Source organism: Pseudoalteromonas sp. BDTF-M6 (genome assembly GCF_018334135.1).
Taxonomy (GTDB): Bacteria; Pseudomonadota; Gammaproteobacteria; order Enterobacterales; family Alteromonadaceae; genus Pseudoalteromonas.
Genome location: NZ_JAGXTQ010000001.1, coordinates 342434 through 365772, shown reverse-complemented (window position 1 = coordinate 365772; position 23339 = coordinate 342434). Strand labels below are relative to the sequence as shown.

The 23339-nt window shown below is 50.2% G+C and carries 20 protein-coding genes and 2 tRNA genes; 10 read left to right on the top strand and 12 right to left on the bottom strand.

Annotation, left to right across the window (positions count from 1 at the left end):
* Window positions 1-6 precede the first annotated feature (6 nt).
* Window positions 7-1533, bottom strand: coding sequence for a fumarate hydratase (locus tag KD147_RS01665; RefSeq protein WP_212546651.1), 1527 nt, complete (start codon window positions 1531-1533; stop codon window positions 7-9).
* A 157-nt stretch (window positions 1534-1690) separates the two neighbouring features.
* Here KD147_RS01665 and pabB point away from each other — a divergent pair, with 157 nt between their 5' ends.
* The 3 genes from pabB (at window position 1691) to KD147_RS01650 (ending at window position 5092) form a co-directional block, all read left to right on the top strand.
* Window positions 1691-3043: an aminodeoxychorismate synthase component I gene (pabB, locus tag KD147_RS01660; protein WP_212546650.1), complete on the top strand. Its 1353-nt coding sequence runs from the start codon at window positions 1691-1693 to the stop codon at window positions 3041-3043.
* Window positions 3044-3053: 10 nt separating this feature from the next.
* Window positions 3054-3632, top strand: coding sequence for an NUDIX hydrolase (locus KD147_RS01655; protein WP_212546649.1), 579 nt, complete (start codon window positions 3054-3056; stop codon window positions 3630-3632).
* 83 nt (window positions 3633-3715) lie between these two features.
* Entirely contained in the window at window positions 3716-5092 is a 1377-nt protein-coding gene (locus KD147_RS01650) for an L-serine ammonia-lyase (protein WP_212546648.1), read from the top strand.
* A gap of 84 nt (window positions 5093-5176) precedes the next feature.
* On the opposite strand, the gene cysB is transcribed toward KD147_RS01650, so the two are convergent.
* Window positions 5177-6154 carry an HTH-type transcriptional regulator CysB gene (cysB, locus tag KD147_RS01645; RefSeq protein ID WP_105255435.1) on the bottom strand — a complete coding sequence of 326 codons (978 nt, stop codon included), beginning with the start codon at window positions 6152-6154 and terminating at the stop codon, window positions 5177-5179.
* Between the two features lie 353 nt (window positions 6155-6507).
* Here cysB and KD147_RS01640 point away from each other — a divergent pair, with 353 nt between their 5' ends.
* Window positions 6508-7272, top strand: coding sequence for a hypothetical protein (locus tag KD147_RS01640; RefSeq protein ID WP_105255434.1), 765 nt, complete (start codon window positions 6508-6510; stop codon window positions 7270-7272).
* 61 nt (window positions 7273-7333) lie between these two features.
* On the opposite strand, the gene KD147_RS01635 is transcribed toward KD147_RS01640, so the two are convergent.
* Complete coding sequence (locus tag KD147_RS01635; protein WP_212546647.1) at window positions 7334-8215, bottom strand: hypothetical protein; 882 nt, start codon at window positions 8213-8215, stop codon at window positions 7334-7336.
* 233 nt (window positions 8216-8448) lie between these two features.
* Here KD147_RS01635 and KD147_RS01630 point away from each other — a divergent pair, with 233 nt between their 5' ends.
* Window positions 8449-10809: a DNA polymerase II gene (locus tag KD147_RS01630; protein ID WP_212546646.1), complete on the top strand. Its 2361-nt coding sequence runs from the start codon at window positions 8449-8451 to the stop codon at window positions 10807-10809.
* Between the two features lie 277 nt (window positions 10810-11086).
* On the opposite strand, the gene KD147_RS01625 is transcribed toward KD147_RS01630, so the two are convergent.
* Window positions 11087-12379, bottom strand: a complete 1293-nt coding sequence (locus KD147_RS01625; protein WP_212546645.1) for an NCS2 family permease — start codon at window positions 12377-12379, stop codon at window positions 11087-11089.
* Window positions 12380-12611: 232 nt separating this feature from the next.
* On the opposite strand from KD147_RS01625, the gene KD147_RS01620 reads away from it, so the two are divergent.
* Together KD147_RS01620 and KD147_RS01615 are read left to right on the top strand one after the other, a co-directional pair.
* Window positions 12612-13058, top strand: a complete 447-nt coding sequence (locus tag KD147_RS01620; protein ID WP_105255431.1) for a hypothetical protein — start codon at window positions 12612-12614, stop codon at window positions 13056-13058.
* A 123-nt stretch (window positions 13059-13181) separates the two neighbouring features.
* Complete coding sequence (locus KD147_RS01615; RefSeq protein ID WP_105255430.1) at window positions 13182-13640, top strand: YchJ family protein; 459 nt, start codon at window positions 13182-13184, stop codon at window positions 13638-13640.
* A 47-nt stretch (window positions 13641-13687) separates the two neighbouring features.
* Here the strand turns inward: KD147_RS01615 and KD147_RS01610 are convergent, their stop codons facing one another.
* Window positions 13688-14224, bottom strand: coding sequence for a hypothetical protein (locus KD147_RS01610; protein ID WP_105255429.1), 537 nt, complete (start codon window positions 14222-14224; stop codon window positions 13688-13690).
* A 99-nt stretch (window positions 14225-14323) separates the two neighbouring features.
* On the bottom strand, window positions 14324-14833 hold the full coding sequence (locus tag KD147_RS01605; protein ID WP_212546644.1) for a VC2046/SO_2500 family protein: 510 nt from the start codon (window positions 14831-14833) through the stop codon (window positions 14324-14326).
* Between the two features lie 112 nt (window positions 14834-14945).
* Between KD147_RS01605 and KD147_RS01600 the strand changes: the two genes are divergently transcribed.
* Both KD147_RS01600 and KD147_RS01595 read left to right on the top strand, forming a co-directional pair.
* Window positions 14946-15030 (top strand) — tRNA-Tyr (locus KD147_RS01600).
* Window positions 15031-15068: 38 nt separating this feature from the next.
* Window positions 15069-15153: transfer RNA gene (locus KD147_RS01595), tRNA-Tyr, on the top strand.
* Window positions 15154-15237: 84 nt separating this feature from the next.
* On the opposite strand, the gene KD147_RS01590 is transcribed toward KD147_RS01595, so the two are convergent.
* The 3 genes from KD147_RS01590 to KD147_RS01580 all read right to left on the bottom strand — a co-directional run bounded on the left by KD147_RS01590 (window position 15238) and on the right by KD147_RS01580 (window position 17058).
* Window positions 15238-15948 carry a M48 family metallopeptidase gene (locus tag KD147_RS01590; RefSeq protein WP_212546643.1) on the bottom strand — a complete coding sequence of 237 codons (711 nt, stop codon included), beginning with the start codon at window positions 15946-15948 and terminating at the stop codon, window positions 15238-15240.
* 80 nt (window positions 15949-16028) lie between these two features.
* Window positions 16029-16427 (bottom strand): VOC family protein, encoded by a 399-nt coding sequence (locus tag KD147_RS01585; RefSeq protein WP_212546642.1) that lies wholly within the window; start codon window positions 16425-16427, stop codon window positions 16029-16031.
* Window positions 16420-17058 carry an HD domain-containing protein gene (locus KD147_RS01580; RefSeq protein WP_105255527.1) on the bottom strand — a complete coding sequence of 213 codons (639 nt, stop codon included), beginning with the start codon at window positions 17056-17058 and terminating at the stop codon, window positions 16420-16422. The genes KD147_RS01585 and KD147_RS01580 overlap by 8 nt, the downstream gene beginning before the upstream one ends.
* Window positions 17059-17437: 379 nt before the next feature.
* Between KD147_RS01580 and KD147_RS01575 the strand changes: the two genes are divergently transcribed.
* On the top strand, window positions 17438-18628 hold the full coding sequence (locus tag KD147_RS01575; RefSeq protein WP_105255425.1) for a class I SAM-dependent methyltransferase: 1191 nt from the start codon (window positions 17438-17440) through the stop codon (window positions 18626-18628).
* Window positions 18629-18666: 38 nt separating this feature from the next.
* Here the strand turns inward: KD147_RS01575 and KD147_RS01570 are convergent, their stop codons facing one another.
* From KD147_RS01570 to hrpA, 3 genes are all read right to left on the bottom strand, one after another.
* Entirely contained in the window at window positions 18667-18966 is a 300-nt protein-coding gene (locus tag KD147_RS01570) for a PilZ domain-containing protein (protein WP_105255424.1), read from the bottom strand.
* A 20-nt stretch (window positions 18967-18986) separates the two neighbouring features.
* Window positions 18987-19358, bottom strand: a complete 372-nt coding sequence (locus KD147_RS01565; RefSeq protein WP_105255423.1) for a response regulator — start codon at window positions 19356-19358, stop codon at window positions 18987-18989.
* Window positions 19359-19431: 73 nt separating this feature from the next.
* Complete coding sequence (gene hrpA / locus KD147_RS01560; protein ID WP_212546641.1) at window positions 19432-23334, bottom strand: ATP-dependent RNA helicase HrpA; 3903 nt, start codon at window positions 23332-23334, stop codon at window positions 19432-19434.
* Window positions 23335-23339 lie beyond the last annotated feature (5 nt).

Here is a 23339-nt window from a genome sequence, read left to right as displayed (position 1 = left end):
TAGACATTACTTTAAAGCGCCGTCTAATTCTTCGATTTTTGCTTTCCAAATAGCCGGACCCTGGGTGTGCGCATTGGCACCTTCGCTGTCCACCGCTACGGTTACCGGCATGTCTTCTACTTCAAATTCGTAGATAGCTTCCATACCTAGGTCTTCAAACGCCACGACACGGGCTTTCTTGATTGCTTTAGCAACCAGGTAAGCGGCGCCGCCGACGGCCATCAGGTAAACCGCTTTATTTTCTTTGATTGACTCAACGGTTGCCGGGCCACGCTCTGCTTTACCTATCATGCCGATAAGGCCTGTTTTTTCCAGCATCAGGTCGGTGAACTTATCCATACGGGTAGAAGTTGTTGGGCCTGCAGGGCCTACCACTTCATCGCCAACCGCATCAACCGGGCCCACGTAGTAGATAAATTTGTTAGTGAAGTCCACGCCCTCTGGCATGCCTTCGCCGCTTTCGATCATACCTTGCAGACGTTTGTGGGCGGCATCACGGCCAGTGAGGATTTTACCGCTTAGCAGCACGGTCTCACCCATCTTCCACTCTTTGATATCTTCTTTGGTCAAGGTATCAAGGTTTACGCGACGGGTGTCGGCACCCACTTCCCAGGTCACTTCTGGCCAGTCTTCAAGCTTTGGCGCTTTAAGGTCGGCCGGACCGCTGCCATCTAGCGTGAAGTGTACGTGACGGGTCGCCGCACAGTTAGGGATCATCACCACCGGCTTAGAGGCCGCGTGCGTTGGCGCAGTTTTAACCTTGATATCAACAACCGTGGTTAAACCGCCCAGACCTTGTGCGCCAATACCTGTTTTATTAGCGCGCTCGAAGATTTCCAGACGCAGTTTTTCTTCTGTAGTCTCGGCGCCACGCTCCATTAGCTCGTGAATATCAACCGGGTCCATCAGGGATTCTTTTGCCAGTACCGCGGCTTTTTCAGCGGTACCGCCGATACCTATACCCAGCATGCCCGGCGGACACCAGCCAGCGCCCATGGTTGGCAAGGTTTTTTCAACCCACTCGGCGACATCATCCGACGGGTTCAACATCACCATCTTGGTTTTGTTTTCAGAGCCGCCGCCCTTGGCCGCGATCATCACTTCCACTTCCGCGCCTGGTACCAAGTCGATGTGCACAACAGATGGCGTATTGTCCTTGGTGTTCTTACGTGAACCGGCCGGATCGGCAACGATAGAGGCACGCAGTGGATTATCCGGATTTAGGTAGGCGCGACGGGTACCTTCATCAACCATTTGCTGCACCGTCATGTCCGTTTTGTCCCACTTCACGTCCATACCGACTTTAACGAAACAGGTTACGATACCCGTGTCCTGACACAGTGGACGTTTACCTTCAGCAGACATGCGTGAGTTAATTAGGATTTGTGCAATGGCATCTTTTGCCGCTTTGTTTTGCTCTTTGTTATATGCCTTTTCAAGCGCCTGAACAAAATCCAATGGGTGATAAAACGAAATGTACTGCAACGCATCGGCAATGCTGTCGATGAAGTCTTGCTGACGAATAGTGCTCATAATTCTTCCTTCATACTGGGTCGTGGTGCCAAAATAAAGTGATGGCAAGCACGACAACTCGGTGACGTGCGCACGGTGAGAGACCGCGACTTCTGAAAAAGTGTAACTTATGATACCCTCCCAGCCCGTTTCGGGCTAGTTCTTCGAGTTGAAGATAATGACAAAATCGCAATTGCACTGCATCAAGGCGCCAATACAGGCACAACCCTGTGATGTTTTTACCCATTTTCACCATTTGCCGGGCGCCATTTTCCTCGACTCGGCAAGCGATAACCATGTCAATAGTCGCTATGACATCATCGCCTTTGCCCCTAGCAAATGGCTCAGTGTCGAAGATGGCAAAGCCATGTTGGACGACCAGCCCCTAGAGCAAGACGTCTTTGTGCAGATGCAGGCCGAGCTCAACGAACTTTGTCAGGACAAAGCCCCTTATGGCCTGCCCTTTAACGGCGGTTGGCTTGGCTATTTTGGCTACGACCTGGGTCGCTTATTGGAGCGCCTGCCCGAAACCGCCGAAAAAGATATTAACCTGCCCGAGATGCAAATCGGTTTGTATCTCGATGCGCTGATCTTCGATAAGGCTGCCAACCAATGGTATTACCTGGCGCAGCCTAGTATCGACGCCGAAGCCGGATTACAAAAATACCTCGATCGGCTTAATACTCCCGCTAAGAGCGAAGAATTTGCCCTGAGCTCAACATGGCAATCGAATATGAGCTATGCCTTTTATGCGCAGCAATTTGCTAAGATCCAGGACTATTTGCGCAGCGGCGATTGTTACCAAATCAATCTGGCGCAACGCTTCTGCGCCCGATATCAAGGCTGCGAATGGCAAGCGTATCAGCGTCTGCGCGAGCATAACCGAGCACCTTTCTCCGCCTTTATTCGTCTAACCCAAGGCGCCATCCTGTCCATCTCGCCGGAGCGTTTTATCGAGGTAAAAGACAAGCAAGTGGAAACCAAGCCCATTAAGGGCACACTGCCACGCAGTAAAGACGCGCAAGAAGACAAGGCCCTGGCCGAGCAACTTGCGAGCTCGCCAAAGGATCGCGCCGAGAACGTCATGATAGTGGATTTGCTGCGCAACGATTTAGGTAAAGTAGCCAAGCCCGGCAGCGTCACCGTACCCTCGCTGTTTGCTATCGAGAGCTTCCCGGCGGTGCATCATTTGGTTAGCACGGTGCAATCCCAACTGGCGGAAGGTAAAACCGCCATTGATCAATTGCGCGCCGCCTTCCCCGGTGGCTCTATCACCGGCGCGCCGAAAATCCGCGCCATGGAGATCATCGAAGAGCTGGAGCCACACAGACGCAGCGCCTATTGCGGCTCCATCGGTTACTTGAGCGCCTGCGGCGATATGGATACCAGCATCACCATTCGCACCTTGGTGGCCCACAACCAGCAACTCTATTGTTGGGCCGGCGGCGGCATAGTGGCCGACTCAAACGTTGATTTGGAATACCAGGAAACCTACCATAAGGTAAATAAAATCTTACCCGTATTAGAGTGAGTATCGCCTTTTGCCAGCCAGTACCTGTGCCCAGTTGATCAGCCGCTTTAACCTCTCTGTGGTTAAAGACCCGCAGCCCAAGCGCCACCCAAAACGGCGCAGCGCCGTGGTTATGCTGCTTAGCGACTCGCCCCAGGGCGCCCAAGTACTGCTGTGTAAACGCCCGCGCCATTTACGCAGCCACCCCAGTCAGTTGTGTTTCCCTGGTGGCAAACAAGAGCGCCAGGACGCCAGCTTAAAACACACCGCACTGCGCGAGTTGCACGAAGAGCTCAATATTGCCGCCCGCGAGGTGGATATTGTCGGCCACCTCGGGGAGATCGAAACCCTGGGTGGCATGGTCATTACCCCCTATCTGGCCTATTTGCACCCCGGTGCCCATTGGCAGCTGGACCGCAATGAAGTGGATGCCGCCTTTTTTATTCCATTTGCCACCTTGGCGGTACAGGAAAACTGGTACCCGCTGGTCGTCGAGCGCCATGGCCAACCCTTGGAATTTCCGCTGCTCAACACGCCCTATGGGGTGTTGTGGGGCGCCACCGAGCGCATCATCAACCAATTCGTAAAACAACTTGGTCTGATCAGCTAAAAAACCGATCCCTGGGATTACATCTATAATTATTTAACGTTATCATGGCCGACCGTTCAAAGGTTATGTGAGTAATAGGTTATATGATCAGTGCATTCGATATGTTCAGCATTGGTATTGGACCCTCATCGTCGCACACAGTAGGCCCAATGCGCGCCTCGCGACTGTTTGTCCAATCTCTTGAGCAGCAAGGTAAGCTTAAGGACGTTACCGAAGTCAAAGCCGAGCTGTTTGGTTCGTTAGGCCAAACGGGCGTCGGTCACGGCTCGGGTAAGGCGGTGATCTTAGGCCTGGCCGGCTATGATCCAGAAACCGTTGATGCCGACGCGGTACCGGATATCTTAGACAAGATTGAGCAAGAGCAAATCATTCACCTCGATAAAAAGCATCAGGTCAAATTTCCCAAACAAGGGGCGATTGTTTTCCACCGCCGTAAAACCTTGCCTAAGCATTCTAATGCCATGGAGCTGATCGCCTTTAAAGACAAAGAAATTATCGCCTCTCAGGTGTACTACTCCATCGGCGGCGGCTTTATCGTCAGCGATGAAGACTTCGACAAAGAAAAGCAGGCGGCACTGGATATTCGCGAGCAAAACCCGGCCCCTTATCCCTTTGATAGCGCACAAGAGCTGCTTGAGCTGTGTAAGGAATCGGGGCTCAGCGTCTCCAGCCTGATGATGGCCAATGAAAAAACGCTGCGCAATGAAAGCGAGATTCGCGATGAGCTTTTCCATATCTGGGAAGTCATGAAGGCCTGCACCGAGCGCGGCATGCGCACGGAAGGCATTTTGCCTGGTGGCCTTAAGGTACGCCGTCGCGCCCCTAGCCTGTACTTAAAGCTCAATGTTGAGAGCAATAACGACCCGCTGCGCGCCATGGACTGGGTTGATTTATTCGCTCTGGCCGTAAATGAAGAAAACGCCGCCGGCGGCCGCGTGGTGACGGCGCCGACCAATGGTGCGGCCGGTATTTTGCCTGCGGTACTGATGTACTACCACACCTTTATCAAGGAAGTGGATAAGGAAATTGCCACCCGTTACCTGCTAACCGCGGCGGCTATCGGCATCTTGTACAAGAAGAACGCTTCTATCTCTGGCGCCGAAGTTGGCTGTCAGGGTGAAGTGGGCGTGGCCTGCTCCATGGCCGCCGGTGCACTCACCGAAATCATGGGCGGCAACGCAACTCAGGTTGAGAATGCCGCGGAAATCGGTATGGAACACAACCTGGGCCTAACCTGCGATCCGGTTGGTGGTCTGGTGCAAGTACCCTGCATCGAGCGTAACGCCATGGGCGCGGTAAAAGCCATTAATGCCTCTCGCCTGGCCATGCGTGGCAGCGGCGAACAAAAGGTCTCACTGGATAAGGTGATTAAAACCATGTGGGATACGGGCAACGATATGAAAACCAAATACAAGGAAACCGCCCGCGGCGGCCTAGCGGTTAATATTATCGAGTGTTAATTCGGCTTCGAGTTACAAATAAAAAAGGCGACCCAGGTCGCCTTTTTTATTGCGTCATTAAAGCGCCAAAGATAGCGCGAGCGCTTAGCGTATGGGCAGTTCAATATTGGCAAACATGGCATCCACATCATCCTGGTTGCGCAATAAGCAGGCCTTTTCAACCCTGTCCTTAGTCAGGTGCGGAGCAAAACGCTCTATAAAGTCGTACATATAACCGCGCAAGAAGGTGCCCTTTCTAAAGCCAATCTTAGTGGTGCTGGCTTCAAATAGGTGACTGGCGTCGATACAGACCAGATCTGTGTCGCTCACCTGATCTATGGCCATAGAAGCCACCACACCGACTCCTAATCCTAAACGCACATAGGTCTTAATCACATCTGCATCGGTAGCGGTAAAGACTATATGAGGTTCGTGACCCTGGGCGTTAAAGGCCTTATCCAACTCGGAGCGACCGGTAAAACCAAATACATAGGTGATCAGAGGATACTGAGCCACATCGGCGATGGTAAGGTTATGGGCCTTTTTTGCCAAGGGGTGATCTTTGGCTACCACAATACTGCGATTCCAGTGATAGCAAGGCAACATCACCAAATCCGAATACAGGTGCAGCGCCTCGGTAGCAATGGCGAAGTCGGCATCACCGCGAGCGGCGGCATCGGAGATTTGCTGTGGTGTGCCTTGATGCATATGCAGGGACACCGCCGGATACTTGTTCATAAAGCCTTGGATCACACCGGGTAAGGCGTAACGGGCTTGAGTATGGGTAGTAGCAATGTTGAGCTTGCCCTGATCCGGCAAGGTATGCTCGTTGGCCACGGCTTTAATGCCCTCGACCTTGGAAAGAATTTCTCGAGCAATGTTGATGATGTCGTTACCGGCGCTGGTAACATGAGTCAAATGCTTACCACTGCGGCCAAATATCTGCACACCGAGCTCGTCTTCAAGCATGCGTACTTGCTTAGAAATCCCCGGCTGAGAGGTATAGAGGCTCTCTGCGGTGGCGGACACATTGAGGTTGTGATTAAGCACCTCAACTATGTACTTTAGCTGCTGTAATTTCATGATATTTACTTTCTTTTATTATTTTACTTAAAAAACAAACACAAGCAGCGGCCACTAGGGACAGCGCTCAAAGCGCCGCTAGGCGTATGCACAAAACCAGGTCGCCAAAACGACAAGTCGATAAACGCCAAAAATGAGCCAACTATTGCGGAGGGTTAGGCTAGCATATTTAATTGGTGCTCGGTACTGTTGATTTAGCTCCACCCCCTAGAGGTCTTACCATTGCGCTCAATTAGGGTGTTAAACGGGGCAAGGTTATTTATTGAATTTAACCTGAATTACTACCGCGTCCCCGGTTCTTTAGGTAACATGGGTCCACAACAAAGAATAATAACCACTAAGAGAGCCTGTGCATGATTGCCTCTATCATAATCATGTTGATTGTTGCGCTAATCGTTATTGCGGTGTGGGTCAGCGCCGTACAGCAACATAGAGAAAAACAAGAAGCCTTGCGACGCCAGGAGTTGAGCAAGCAAAAGAAAATCATCGAAGACACCGAAGAGGCTTTGGTTAACAGTGTAAATATTCCCCTCTCCAACAGTTTGCTGACCATTTTGTATCGCCGTATCTACAATGCCCTGGCGGTCATGGTGGAAATGTCGCCCCAGTCAAAAGAATTAAAAACCCGCCTTCATGATGCCAAACAGCGCCTTATCAATGGCAGCGACGATAAGGTTAATAATGGCGACACCTTTGTCTTACCCGAGCATGATAAACAACTGATCAGCCTTATTCAGGGGATTAAAAAGTTGCGCAGTATTCTGCGCTCGGAGCACAGTAAGGGTAAAATAGACACGCCCACCTTCACCAAAGAAGACAAGCTGTTTGAGCACCTGCAACTGAAGATTAATATTGAAAGCCTGATCAAACGCGGTAACGCCGCTCGTCATGCCAATATGGTGGGCTCGGCGCGTCAGTATTTCGAAAAGGCTTACGCCACCATTTGCGCCCTGAGCTACAAGGATGACTATGTCAACGCCAAGAAACAACAGCTGGAGCAACTGCTCAATGAGATCAGTACACATCTAAAGGCATCCAATGCCTCGGCACGGAAAAAGCGCGAAGAGCAGGAAAAAGACGACTTAGACGTGTTATTTGCACCTAAGAAAAAGTGGTGATGGCATTAGCCAAGACGAGCTAGTCTAAATAAATGGCACTTTTTCTATAGCAAAATCACCCTTATTGTTGCTGCGAAGTGATAACGGGTGGGGAAAATTGCACGCGCTCAAAATAAAGTTCACCATCAAAGTCTGAGCTCGCTTTAGGAAATAAATACACCCCCTCCCCCTGGAGGTATTGCGCCGCTAATTCGCTTTTAGTTTGAATTTCCTTAACGCCGCAATCAAAGGTTTTTACCGGGTGGGCAAAACAGGCCCAATAGCTTCCTTTGTTGGCCACCATGTTTACGCTGGTCACCCGATGTACATCACTTAGCTGGTTCGCCAGGCTTGGGATATCGCCAACATACACAAAGTTTTTTTTGGCATGCACTCTGCCGGTCACAATAAAGGTGGTGTCCGCTTTATTTGCTTTAAGATAAGCACTGACGTTATTGACCATGATGTTTTCACGCTCTAAGCCCTGTTGCGAGGGCCGCTGTGAACCATCCCGTTTTCTATCGTAGCCGTAAACCTCTACAACGGCGCCGTTATCACGGGCCACTTTGACACTTTCCAGAAAGTCCACAATGGCCTGACTACTTCGCCCATCCTGCACTTTTCGATGCCAAAATGGATGCCGCACAAGCGCATCTTGCGCTGACTCTCCTTTGAGATACAGCTCAATGAGTGGATTTAAGTCCGCCGGTAGCTCTAATAATACGGCCGTGGATTCGGCGGGTCTTTGTTCACTCTTGATGAGCTTGGTTAGAAAGAGAAGCACTTCCTGGGTGCCATGTGTCTCGCCAATGATCAGGGGCGAATGGTCTTTTATCTTATTCAGAGGCACATAGATTAATTGCGAAGAAGAAGCCGGAGGCAAGGCCGCATCAGCGGTAGGCCCCTCTTTGGCGTGAATGCTGCTAGTAACAAACGCACACAAGAATACTATCAAATAATTCATAACTAACTTGGCTAATCCCTTAGGCTATTGAGAATATGCAAGGTACAACCAATGGGTTATTCGACGCAAGCAGCTGATATACAAACAAAGCTGCTTCAACGCGATTTGCCGCAGGTCCACCGGAACGACTAATCGCATCTCCTGCTCACATCCAAATAATATCCATTTCGTTCAACGATTTTTGATACCATGATTAAGATAATGGTGAGTAGCAACATAATGTAGGAAGTCGATTGAACATCAATCAGGGGTTTGTTTTAACCCGACAAGCAAGAGACAGAGGTAACAAAACCATTATCGAACTCTGGGTATCAACCCCTCAAGGGCCGGTGCAGCTGGATATTGAGGGTGAGCGTCCAACGTTTTTCATCGAAGTCAGCAGTGCCGAGAAAGCCAGGGCCTTGTTCATTAGCCAAGGGCTTAAATTTGAACTCAAGCCTCTGCCACTCAAGACTTTCCAAGATTACAAGATAGCAGCCTGTTACTTCGCTACGCTTGCAGATGCCAATACGGCAATCAAGCTACTAGAACAAAATGACGTTGTCGCTTACGAAAGTGATATTCGCCTCGCTGACCGCTATTTGATGGAGCGTTTCATTAAAGGCAGTATCGAGTTTACCGGGCATCAAGTCGCACGTCGTAATCACTACTATATGTCTGCGGCTAAATGTCGCCCTGGGCAATTCAAGCCAAGTTTGTGTGTAGTCTCACTCGATATTGAATGCTCGGAAAAAGGCGTGCTGTATTCTATCAGCCTTGATTGCGAGCGAGATAGCCGTGTGATTATGATTGGCCAACCAACCCCCGCGGAAACACCAATTCAATGGGTTGCCGATGAAAAAGCCCTCCTGCTTGCGCTCAATCAGTGGTTTCAACAATTCGATCCTGATGTCATCATAGGCTGGAATATTATCGATTTCGATTTCCGCTTATTGGATACGCGCGCTCAGTGGAATAACATTTCCCTCGCTATTGGTCGTAATAAGCGCAGTGCATTCTTTCGCTCGAACAACAACCAACAAGGCTTTATTTCCATTCCAGGGCGAGTCGTGATTGATGGCATTGATATGCTCAAAACAGCGACCTACCAATTCCGCTCTTGGTCGCTTGAGTCTGTCTCACAAGAGCTGTTAGGTGAAGGTAAGATCATTCACAACGTTCACGACCGAATGGAAGAAATCAATCACATGTTCCGCTCGGATAAGCCCTCTTTGGCTAAGTACAACTTGCAAGACTGCGTTTTGGTTAATCGAATCTTCGCTAAAACCCATCTACTCGATTTTGCCATTGAACGCTCATGCCTAACCGGGCTTGAGCTAGACCGCGTCGGTGGTTCTGTTGCGGCTTTCACTAACCTTTACCTGCCCCAGTTACACCGTGCAGGTTATGTGGCACCCAACCTGCACTCTGAAAACTGGATAGCCTCCCCTGGTGGCTATGTAATGGACTCCCTCCCTGGCCTCTATGATTCGGTCCTTGTCCTTGACTACAAGAGCCTTTATCCGGCGATCATTCGCTCATTTCTGATAGACCCGCTTGGGCTTATAGAAGGACTGCGCTTGCCAACGGGTAATACACCGGGTAGTGCTATCGAAGGGTTCCGAGGTGGACAATTCCATCGAGAAAAACACTTCTTACCGAAAATGGTTGAGGATATTTGGCAAGCACGCGATCTAGCTAAGAAAAACAATGAGCCCGCCTTTTCTCAAGCCCTAAAAATCATTATGAACTCCTTCTATGGGGTACTGGGGTCTTCTGGCTGTCGTTTCTTCGACACCCGTTTGGCTTCGAGTATCACGATGCGTGGACATGAAATCATGAAAACCACTAAACAACTGATAGAGGAACAAGGTTTTCAAGTCATCTATGGTGATACCGATTCTACTTTTGTGTCACTTAATAGTACTTATTCAGAGCAACAAGCCGATGAAATTGGCAAGAAGCTCGTTAAGGAAATAAATGCGTGGTGGAAGCATGAACTAAAACAAGGTTTCGGGATCGACTCTTTCTTGGAGCTGGAATACGAAACCCACTACCGCAAATTTTTGATGCCGACCATTCGTGGTTCAGAGACAGGGTCAAAGAAACGCTATGCAGGACTGGTGGTCAAAGACAGCGAGGAGAAAATCGTATTTAAAGGTCTTGAAAGTGCGCGGTCCGACTGGACCCCACTCGCTCAAGAATTTCAGCAAAAACTTTATATGATGGTATTTCGCGGCCAGGACCCATCTGGGTATGTGAGAAACATGGTTGAACGCACTCAAGCGGGTGAGTTTGATGACATGCTGACCTATCAAAAGCGATTGCGTCGACGACTCCACGAATACGAAAAAAATATTCCCCCTCAAGTTCGAGCTGCGCGTATAGCCGATGAGAAAAACGCCAGTCTGGGACGACCGCAGCAGTACCAAAACCGTGGCCGCATAGAGTATTTAATTACGGTCAAAGGCCCAGAGCCTAAAGAGTACTTGGAAAGTGCGATTGACTACCAGCATTACATTGAAAAGCAACTAAAGCCGGTTGCTGACGCCATCTTACCTTTTGTGGGATACGACTTTAAGCAACTCAGCGAGCCTCAGTTAGGACTGTTTTAAGAGAACCGCTTTGTAGCTCTGTCTTCCTATATTATTTGGCTAATACAATGATATGCCGTGTTTCTTAGTTGAGAGGTTGATTGACTTTATTAACTGCCTGTTTGTTTCGCGCAGCTCAGTCACTTGGTGGTATAAAGCCAGGTTTTGTGACTTCATGCCGCCAGTTAAGCACCTATCTTTCTGTGAGTTCTATTAAACTAGCACAGCGAGCGCAACATCAATAAGCAAGGGACAGCACCGGAGATACAAAAAAGCCGCTTAACAGCGGCTTTCTGAATTAGGATAAGAAGATAAACTTCAGCACAAACAGGCTACTGAGTATCCACACACTGATACTTACCTCGTTGGCCTTATGGCAGACCACCTTGACCGCAGTGTAGGCGATAAAGCCAAGGGCAATACCGTGAGCAATCGAGAAGGTCAGCGGCGTCATCAGTAACACCACGGCGACCGGAATGGCGTCTGTCATATCGTCCCAGTCAACCAGCTTCAGGTTTTGCAGCATCAAAATGGAAACATACAAAATTGCTCCAGCGGTGGCATAGGCAGGCACCATGGCTGCCAAGGGCGCGAAGAACATCATCAATAAGAAACACACACCGACCACAACGGCGGTTAAACCCGTGCGTCCGCCGACGGAAACACCGGCCACCGACTCAATATAAGATGTGGTGGTTGATGTACCCAGCATGGATCCTGCAATAGTAGCACTACTGTCGGCGCTCAGCGCTCGACCCAGGCGTGGCATGCGACCTTCATCATCGGCTAAACCCGCTTTTTGCGTTACCGCAACTAAAGTGCCTGAGGTATCAAATAAATCAACGAACAAAAATGCAAAGACCACGCTGAGCATTGACAGCTCCAAGGCGCCGGCAAAATCCAGTTGCATAAAGGTCGGCATAATTGACGGTGGTGCGGAAACAATGCCCTGATATTCGACCAATTCAAGGCCTAGGGCTACAAGGGTAACCAACATAATGCTGATCAAGACACCACTTTTGATATCGCGATACAGCAGCGCGGCAATGATAAAAAAGCTCAAAATAGCCAACAGCGGACCGCTGCTGGTGATATCGCCCATCTGCACCAAGGTCGCCGGGCTGGCAACGACAATGCCGGCATTTTTTAAGGCGATCAAGGCTAAAAATGCACCGATACCCGTGGCGATGGCTCTTTTAAGCACCAGGGGAATGGCGTTAATAATCCATTCCCGCACCTTAAACAGGCTCAGCAGTAAAAAGATGCTGCCTGACATAAAGACCGCACCCAGAGCCGCTTGCCAGGTATAGCCCATGCCTAATACCACACCATAAGTGAAAAAGGCGTTCAACCCCATTCCCGGTGCCAAGGCCAGCGGATAATTGGCCCAAAAACCCATAATAAAACAGCCGATGGCCGCAGCAATACAGGTAGCAACAAAGGCTGCGCCTTGATCCATACCCGCTTCCGCCAGCATCGCTGGGTTAACAAAAACAATGTACACCATGGTGATAAAGGTAGTGATACCGGCAATCACCTCACGTTTCACAGAGCTTCCATGCGCTTTGATCTTAAAAACACTCTCTAGCATTGGTCTTTTTCGAGCTAACAAACAAGCCGGCAATGCTAGCACAAATACGGACAAATGACCGCATAAATAGCGGCTTTCACTCATATTTCCATGCAAAATTTTAATGCCAACAAAAAGGCGCAGTTTAAAAAAGAGGCAAAAAAAGCTTGCACCCAACAACTGTATAAACTACTGTATATTAACACTGTATAAAACACTGTATATCGTTCACTTTACCCCCAGCGAGGCAATTATGTTACATACAGCAACGGTTCGACGCGTAAAAAGCTATCAGCAAGACAACCCCACGGCCATCAACCTGGTGCACACAGACGATGAGATCTCGGCATCGTTTGAGTTGCTAAAAATCATTCACCGCTACAACAGCAGTAATGGTTGGACCCTGCTGGTTGCACCGGATCATATCCCCAGCCGCGACTTGCTAGATTCTTGCTCTATCGACACCAGCAAGCTGTTAGTGATCCGCCGTAAACACATTGTTGATTGCGAATATATGCTCAATTGCGCACTGCAAAATGGCCGTTTTGCCGCCATTGTTACCTGGACGGATATTGTTACCTTGGCACAACTCGACACCATGCAACTCAATACCCATCAGGCCAAGGCACAATTATATTGTTTTGCCTCCGACACCTATGATGAGCAGGCGACGCTGCCCCAAGCCATGCAAATTTGCTAATACTAATTCTGTTAACTATGTGCTCCGGTAGAGCGCCGTAAGCATGATATTTAGCCCGCTAGAACGATTAGCTATTTAAGTGAATTGGTATAAAATGCTGCTTTTGCCTTTGTGAGTGCATGTATGTGTTATTGTGGGTCTGAAAAGCAGTATGCCGATTGTTGTGGTCGGTATATCGATGGGGGGTTACACGCTGGCGATCCCCTCACCCTGATGAAATCGCGCTACAGCGCTTTTTGTACCCAAGCCACAGAGTATCTGGTCGCCACTTGCTCGGCATCTGCACTGCAGAACAATCAGGCCGACGAGGTAGCCGAATTTGCCAAAGCAGCTAAATTTATTAAGCTTGAGATAGTCGACACCAATCTCAACACTTACCCCGGCGAAGTGGAATTTAAAGCCTTCTATCTATTTGCCAATACCCTGTGCTGTATTCATGAGCGCTCAACCTTTATTGAGCAAAACGGTCAGTGGCTTTATGACTCGGGCACCCTGATGCCGACGCCGGAGCACAAACTCAGCCGCAACGACGCTTGCCCCTGTGACAGTGGTAAAAAATATAAAAAGTGCTGTGGAAGCTAGAATAAAAAACGCCCGTGCAAGTATTGCCTGGGCGTTGATAAGAGCACTTATTCTCTCGGGCCGACCGGCACCATGATATGCGCATAGGGGGTTCCTTTCCACATAACATAGGGGCCACCTGCATAAGGGTCTGTGGGCAAACTATCCAGTAAGGCATTGTCCGGCATAATAATCATTAAATGCGGACCTTCAACAATCCATTGATTATCTTCCGTCTCCCCTTCGGCGTACGGGTCGGTATTACTGGCGCCACCGTCACCGGCCAACATATAGGAAATCCCTACCGCCTTGGCTTGAAATGGTTTTTTATTGGTCCAGGCATCGGCCCACTCCATCCAAGGCCCGTCCATACACATGGGGGCGGTACCGCTTAGGCTCGGCGGTGTGGGGAAACAGGTGTAATTACTGGTGCCTTCTTGCAACACATTTTGTTGCCAGTCCATCACCGTGACCTTATCTCTTAACGTCGGCGGCGCGGCGCTCAGGGCATCCTCTAGTAGGGCCTGTGTATCTTCATTAGCAGTGGCTGAGCCGGCCACTGCGGCCAGTGAAGCACTCAGCACTAGAGCGGTTGTTTTGTTCATAACACTATCCTCAGGTGAGTTTTACTACCTTAAATACTGCCTTAAAGAGTATAGACGCCCTGGGCCCTGTGCCCAGTATTTATGGCCTATGCCGTGGTGTTATGCGCTGGCAAACAGCTTTTGTGCTTTTATCTCGCTAAGTTGGTCGTAGAATGCGGCGGCATCCATTTGTGCTTCACTAAGCGACATGCTCTGCTGACCGTGCTTTGCTTGCACGTTGGGCGCACAATTGGTGATAACGGGCAAGGGTATATGGGTGGCATCATCACGTATGGCAAGGGGGGTGGGCGCCAAGCAGTCCTGTAGACGCAGGCTGGTTAAGGAACTCAACGCCAGGGTTTGGCGCTGCCCCTGAGTTAAAACAACATCATAATGAGGGGGCGCGCAGGGCCTGTGCTTTGCTGCCCCAAGCTCACGACGCAACTGCTGCTCGCCAACAACGGGAGATTGATTGCGAGTCTTAGGCAGTTGAAACTGAGCAAAATCCAGGGCGTCATAAGAGAGCGAAGCCAACAGCAAGGCAAAGTCATTACGACGTCTTTGCGTAAGACTGCTATTAAGTGCTGTTCCTAATTGTGCCTCATTGATGAGCACCGACTCGATTTGCATAAACTTTCGACAAGCTGATTTATATCTATGCTGTTATCGGCAAAATTTAGTATTTCTTTAGTTTTTTTCTTTACTTGAATGCTCAGTTTGCTATTATCGCCGCCGTTGCTTAGGAGGGGTTCCCGAGCGGCCAAAGGGATCAGACTGTAAATCTGACGGCATTGCCTTCGCTGGTTCGAATCCAGCCCCCTCCACCACTTTTATAAAGTTTCATAAGCACGCATCCATTTTTAGTGGAGGGGTTCCCGAGCGGCCAAAGGGATCAGACTGTAAATCTGACGGCACTGCCTTCGCTGGTTCGAATCCAGCTCCCTCCACCACTTCTTTCTTACTTGTTTCCAGTAAATAAAACCCAGCTCATCGGTAACCTGCTATAACGCATCGAACCATGGCATGGCTTGGTATTAAAATTCCAATTCTAAACTCGCTCCTTGCTCTCGCAGCCACGCCTTAGCTTTGTGTGTATGCTCGTAATGCTGATTAACCAGGTGCCAAAACATTGGACCATGATCCATATGACAAATGTGCGCCAGTTCATGTACCACAACATAATCAATCACCCAGTGTGGCGCTCCCGCCAGCAGTGTATTAAAGGTCAATCTTTGCCGACGATCACAGCTGCCCCAACGGCGTTTATAGACACGTACCTTTACACCCTGTGCCTGTACGCCCAAACGCGGCTGCCAATAGTCCAAGCGAGACTCAATAAAGCGCCCTAGCTTATCGGCCATAAAAGCCAATAACAGCTCCTTGGCTTTTTCCTGTTGGTGTTGAACCCGAGTGCCCAGGCTCACCTCAATGCGGTTATCGAACTGTCTAACCGAGCTGTTCCTGGCGCTTTTAAGCGCCAGGGGCACAGGCTGACCGAATAAGCTTAGGGCGCCATCCACAAGGGGGCGACTTTTAAAGCTTCGCAGCGCTCCCTGGCGCACTAGCTGTTTGGCAATCCAATCCCGTTTACTGGCGACAAACTCGGCAATAAAACGCTCACAGGTGCCCGTTGGCGCCTTGACCTGCAGTTGCTGCGCTTTGATGATAATGGCCACAGTGGAGCGCTTCGCACTGTAAGTAATTTGATAGTCCATCGGCACATCGGCTGCCACTTGTTGATGCACAATAACGCCTTATTTCGTTGCTTGGGTAGTTCGATTAGGTGAATGGGCTAAGCCTGAGTCGCCTTAGGCTTTGCCTTAGGTTAAAGCAGTTTCTGCACGGCCTCGTATTCAAAGCAGGTGATCTCGTGCATATTGGCACTGGGATCGCGAAAATAAAGGGAGTGAGAAACCTGATGATCCGCCAAGGTAGTCTTAACGCCCTGCTCTTCAAGATGACGAACCCAGTGAACAAAGGCCAGAGCATCGGCGGCAAAGGCAATGCCATTGCTGCTGCGGTTGCCCATAAACAATGCCAGGCAAATCGTTTTAGCCTGATCTTGCAACATCAATGGACCATCGTCCTGATGGTGATACCAAAACTCCAGCTCGGGCACAATTTCAAAGCCCATCACAGTGCGATAGAAGGCTAACGCCTGCTCCATGTCTTTTACCTGTAGGTGACAATGGTGCACTCCTCGCAACAGCGGCGCCTTAGTCATAGCTCATTCCTATCTCTTTCCCCAGCTGACGTAGAAAGTCCTGCATATACGCGGTACGCTGCTGCGCTTCAACGCGCGCGCTGTGGGTATTCATAGTCTTGGCCAAGCCAAGTAACTTTACGAAAAAATGATCTAAGGTGTACTTGCCGTCATCGGCCTCACGCGCTTGGCAAAACGGGTCGCTCGGATGATACAGGCCACGACAAATAGCGCCGCCCACCTTCATGCAACGGCTTATACCTACCGCGCCTAGGGCATCCATGCGATCGGCATCTTGAACGATTTGTGCTTCCAAGGTCACCGGGGTGATATTGGCACTAAAACTGTGAGCCACAATGGCATGATGAATGCCTTCTAAATATTGTTGTTCATAGCCGATGCTGTGCAAAAACGTGAGCGCCTTATCGGCGGCAAGCAAAGACGCCTTGGCACGATCCGGATGGTTTTTTGCCACCGCCACACAGTCATGCAGCCAGGCCGCCGGCAACACCACTGCCATGTCTGCCTGCTCTTGCACACACAGGTGTTTGGCCACCTGCACCACGCGCTCAATATGGGTAATATCATGGGCCGAATCGGCACTGCCGCATTCAAGGATAAAGTCTCGGCATTGTAGTTCTAATTGCTGCATCGCTTCGCTCAGCAGTGGGGCCTGATAATTCACAGTTTCTCGCTCTATGCTTGGCTGGGTTTACGCTTAACTATACGCTTACTAGGCACCTAATAAAATCAGCGCCAGGGTCATTGTAACCGACAATAAAGGACTGATACCAATTCTGTTAAGTGTGTGATCAGAGATAGCGCTGGATAAATGATGTGATAACAAGGCGGATTTTTTCTTATGTAGTTATTCTACATAGAAAAATTCCAACAAAGTTAGCATGATATTTAGCCCGCTATAATGATTAGCTACTTAAGTGAATTGGTATGATAGCCAATTGGCAAAATTAATTTGAGTATCGGCCCTCGACTACCTAGAATAGCGCCTCAATTTACTATCAGGAGCTGCTATGGCCGGCGCAATTTATCTTCAACCTGGGCGCGAAAAATCACTTAAGCGCAAACACCCTTGGATTTTTTCCAAGGCCGTAAAGAAAGTGAAAGGCAATCTAGCCCTTGGCGATACAGTTACTGTCTACGACAGCCAAGGCAAATTCCTCGCCACCGCAGCGTACAGCCCTGAGTCGCAGATCCGCGCCCGTGTTTGGAGCTTTGACGAGCGCGAACAAATCGATGTGGATTTTTTCCATCAGCGCCTACTGCGTGCACTCGACGCACGTCAACATACCATAGCCGAAGGCGGTCTAACCGGTTTTCGTTTGTGTGCGGCCGAGTCCGACGGACTGCCCGGTATTACCATAGACAAGTTCGCCAATTACCTGGTGTGTCAGCTTCTCAGTGCCGGCGCCGAGCGCCATAAAGGCGATCTTGTTGCCGCCTTGCAGCGCATCTTCCCTGATTGTGCCATTTACGAGCGCTCAGATGTGGATGTGCGCAAAAAAGAAGGCCTGGCTCCGACCACGGGTCCTTTAGTAGGCGACGCTCCAACGACCCCGGTACTGATTGAAGAAAACGGCCTCACCTGTGAAGTGGATATCATAGGTGGCCATAAAACCGGCTTTTACCTGGATCAACGTGACAGCCGCGCCGCACTTGAGCGCTTTGTCAAAGACAAGGAAGTACTGAACTGCTTCTGCTACACAGGCACCTTTGGTCTGTATGCCCTGCGTGGCGGCTGTAAGGAAGTCACCAATGTCGATGTATCACAAAATGCCCTGGATATAGCAAAACGCAACGTCGAGCATAATAAGCTGGATATGACTAAAGCGCATTTTGTAAAGCAGGACGTATTTAAGCTGCTACGTGAGTATCGTGAGCAAGGTCGTACCTTTGACACTATCGTCATGGATCCGCCAAAGTTTGCCGACTCCAAGGCACAGCTAACCGGCGCCTGTCGTGGCTATAAGGACATCAATATGCTGGCAATGCAATTGCTGAAGCCCGGCGGCACCTTGTTAACCTTCTCGTGCTCGGGCTTGATGGAGCAGAATTTATTCCAAAAAGTGGTGGCCGATGCGGCGCTGGACGCGCACCGTGATCTCTTGATTGTCGAACGTCTCAATCAGGCCGCCGATCACCCTATTTCAGGCCCCTACCCGGAAGGCTTTTACCTTAAAGGCCTGGTGTGTAAGGTTTACTAATCCTAGTCACCTCTGAGTGAGTGCAGCCCTGCACTCACTTAATTAATTTCCAACATTTGCACGCCGACACTGTATTGACCATCGTCCTCGCGGGTACAGCGTACCACTCGAGTGAGGGCATTTAAGGGAGCCACGCTGGCGGTGGCGGATTGAATACGGACCTTGATGGTTGCGCCGGGGTCGACGGCGGTATCGAGAAATAATTGCATGCCGGAAGCGCTCAAATCGTGGCAAATAGCCGTTCGGCTAAACACCTCGTGGCCTTGATTGACTTCAACGGTGGCGTGGGCGTCCACCAACATGCGCCGGAAGTTGCGTTGCTCTTGATGATAAAGCATAAGGATCTCCTCAAGCTGCTTTAAATCAGTGTCTGCAAGCTCTCCATTAGCTCATTCAGCGCCAGAGGTTTAACAAAAAACGCATCACAACCAACCTCATAGGCGTGTTTTTTAGCTGCCTCAGACTCCAGTCCAGACACCATCAATATAGGGATGTCTTTGGTTTCTGGCGTGTTTTTCAATATGCGACAGGTATCGAAGCCGTCCAGCCCGGGCATGCACACATCCAGCATGATGGCATCGGGACGAAATATAAGCGCCTCTTTTAAGCATTGCTCACCTGACTTTGCGTATTTCAACTCAAACTGCTCACCTAATACATGAGTGTAGAAGGTAAAGTTAAAATACTCATCATCAACGACCAGTAGCCTAGCTTTATCTTGTGTACGCAACGCTATCTCACTCCTTGTCTATGCGCTCTCATAATTGTAATTATAACTCACCTTAGGCCAAGCTCACAGCCGCTTAGCCATTGCTAAGGTATTCATTTATAACATTAAGGACGCGTTTGGCTGACACCGGATAAGGCGTGCCCAGGGTTTGCGCAAATAAAGAGACGCGCAGCTCCTGCTGCATCCAAAATATTTCTTTTAACGCCTCGGGTTGCGGCTCCCCTTTAGGGTGCTTGGCCAGGCATTTTTTATAGGCCTCGGCGACCTTATCCAGCTCCAAGGTACACAAACGGTCACGATTCGGATCCACTGGGAGTTTTTCCAAACGGCGCTCAATGGCCTGCATATAACGGCTTAGATCGGCCATTTTATCGGCACCATGGTGGCTGACAAAGCCTTTAAAAATCAAACTTTCAAGCTGCGCTTTGATGTCGCCATGGGCGGTGATCATGCTGAGATCCACCTTGCCGCGCATACGCTTATGAATGGCATGGGCGCGACTGAGTACCTGCTCCACCTGCAAGGCGATGGCCACTACAGTGTCGCCAAGTTCACCGCGGATGTGTTCTTTTGCGCCATTGAATTGCTCGGCGTCTCGAATATCGCCAAAGTCCGCCAAGAGCTTATCGACGGCGGCGGCAATACAGTCATCAATCAGTAACTGCACCTTGCCAAAGGGATTAAAGTACAGACCCAGCTTGGCCTTATTCGGCAGGTTTTGCTGCAGGTATTTTATCGGCGAAGGAATATTCAGCAGTACCATACGGCGCAAACCCTGTTGATGGGCCACTTGCGCCTTGGTTGGCGAGTCGAACAACTCGATGGCGGTACTGTCTTTTTTATCCACCAGGGCAACATAGGCTTTAACCTCATACTGCCCCTGTTTCTTCACGTACGACTCGGGCAGCGCGTCGAATTGCCACTCGGTTAAGCCCTGACGCTCTATACCCTCATCGGCCACCTGAGACAGGGTATCACTCACCTGATCTGCCAGCTTGGCTTTGAGGGCATCCAAATCATAACCACGGGCAACCAATTTGTTTTTATCGTCACGCACCTCAAAGGCCATGCGTAAGTGCTCATCGACACTCAGCAAGTCGAACTGTTCGGCCTCAACCTTGGCGCCGGTCATACGGAATAGGCGCAGTGCCAGGGCATCCACCAGCTTACCCTGCAGCGGCTGCACCGAACTCAATACCGCATCGGCATAGTTAGGCGCAGGTACAAAGTTTCGGCGCTGGGCCTTTGGTAAAGACTTAATCAGCGCACAAATAAGCTCATGCCTGAAGGCGGGAATATGCCAGTCAAAGCCCTCACTTTGCACCTGGTTAAGCAGTGCCAAGGGTATTTGCACCGCCACACCATCGATATCCTGTCCCGGTTCAAAGCTGTAGCGCAGCGGCAAAACCAGGTTGCCCTGCATCCACACATCCGGGTAATTATCGGCGGTAATATCATCGGCGCCGTGGCGCATCAGCGCCTCTTTGCTCATATGCAAAAAGCGTTTATCTTTGCGCTTTTGTTCCTTATACCATTTCAAGAAACTGACGCGGTTACAGACATCCGCCGGAATGTGCTTATCGTAGAACTCGTACAGGGTATGCTCGTCGACCAAAATATCGCGACGACGCGCCTTGTTCTCTAAGTCCTGCACCTCTTCAATGAGTTTACGCTTCACCTGTAAGAAGGACTCGTTGGCGCCTAACTCCTGCTCCACCAAGGCGGTGCGAATAAAGATTTCACGGCTGACTACCGGGTCAATTTTGTCATACTGGCTGCGCTTTTTCGCCACTATGGTGAGGCCATACAGGGTTTGCTGCTCAAAGGCGATGACCGCCCCGGCTTTTTTCTGCCAATGGGGTTCGCTGTAGCTGCGCTTGACCAAATGCTGTGCCAGAGACGCCAGCCAGGCAACATCGATTTTGGCATTGATACGGGCGTAGAGCTTGGAGGTTTCCACCAGCTCCGCCGACATCAGCCATTTAGGCCGCTTTTTAAATAGGTTAGAGCCTGGGAAGATATGAAACTGACTGTTGCGCGCGCCCTGATAGAAGGCGTTTTTATCGTCCTTTTGCCCCACATGACTCAGCAGGCCACTGAGCAGGGCCTGATGCAGGGTCTCAAAACTGGGCTCATTGGTCGCATCCTTTAAGCCCATTTCATCGCAGATGGTCGATACCTGATAAACGATGTCCTGCCATTCGCGAATGCGCATATAGGCAAAGAATTCCTGCTTACAAAGCTTACGGAATTGATTATTGGTCAGCGCTTTTTGTTGCTCTTCAAGGTAGTTCCACACATTTAAAAAGGCGATAAAGTCCGAATCATCGTCGTTAAAACGACCGTGTAACTCGTCCGCCTTGCCCTTTTTATCTTGCGGGCGCTCGCGCGGATCCTGGATAGCTAAGGCGGCGGTGATGATGATCACCTCACGCATGGCGCCAAGCGGCACACTGGCCAGCACCATTTTCGCAAGACGAGGATCAAGCGGAATGCGCGCCAAATCACGGCCCATTCTGGTGAGCTCGATTTGATTACGTTGCTTTGCCGGTTTAACCGCTTCTAACTCTTCGAGTAAACGTACACCGTCATTAATATTGCGGCTATCCGGCGGCTGCACAAAGGGGAAACGGCTGATATCACCCAGTCCAAGGCCAAGCATCTGCAAAATAACCGAGGCCAGATTCGTGCGCAGGATCTCCGGATCGGTAAACTCGGGGCGCCCTAAAAAGTCTTCTTCTGAATAAAGGCGAATACAAATACCCGCCTCCACACGTCCACAACGGCCCTTACGTTGATTGGCACTGGCCTGGGACACGGCTTCAATAGGCAGGCGCTGTACCTTGGTACGATAGCTGTACCGGCTAATGCGGGCGGTGCCCGGGTCGATAACGTAGCGAATGCCCGGCACGGTTAACGAAGTTTCCGCCACATTGGTGGCCAGGACGATACGGCGCTTATTACCGGGGTGGAAAATACGGTTTTGCTCGGCATTGGATAACCGGGCATACAAAGGCAGTATCTCGGTATGCTTGAGGTTACGCTTGCTAAGGGCATCGGCGGTGTCGCGAATCTCCCGCTCACCATTCATAAAGATCAGGATATCGCCCGGGCCTTCGTCGTAGAGCTCATCTACGGCATCGAATATCCCTTGCAACTGATCGTTTTCATCCTGTTCCTCGTCGCTGCCGCTAAGCTCTGTAATCGGCCTGTAGCGCACTTCAACCGGATAGGTACGCCCAGACACCTCGATAATAGGCGCGTCGTTAAAGTGACGAGAAAAACGCTCCGGATCTATGGTGGCCGAGGTAATAATGACTTTGAGGTCTGGGCGCTTGGGCAGGAGATTCTTCAGATAGCCGAGAATAAAATCGATATTCAGGCTGCGCTCGTGGGCCTCATCGATAATGATGGTGTCGTACTGGTTGAGATAGCGGTCGTTTTGGATCTCGGCGAGCAAGATACCGTCGGTCATCAGCTTAATATAGCTGCGCTCGCTCACCTGATCGCTAAAACGAATTTTAAAACCGACGGTTTGGCCAATTTCACTGTCTAGCTCTTCAGCAATACGGGCGGCCACGCTGCGTGCCGCGAGACGCCGTGGCTGAGTATGACCGATTAAACCTTCGACACCCCGGCCTAATTCCAGGCAGATTTTTGGTAGCTGGGTGGTTTTACCCGAGCCGGTTTCACCTGCAACAATCACCACCTGGTGGTTAGCGATGGCCGCTTTAATGTCTTCGCGTTTTTCACTAACGGGTAAGGCCGCTGGGAAGCTGGGCTTGGGCAGCTCGGCCTGGCGTTTGGCGCGAGCGGCAATACTGGCATCAATAGCGGCGGCTATTTTGGCTATTACACCCTGCTGCTTGTGGGCGTCGGTTATTTTTTGCGCCCCTTGTAGGCGTTTTTTGAGTATAAACTGATCTTTTTTCAAACACTCATTGAGCTTGGCATACAAGGATTTGCTGGCAGACACGCAGG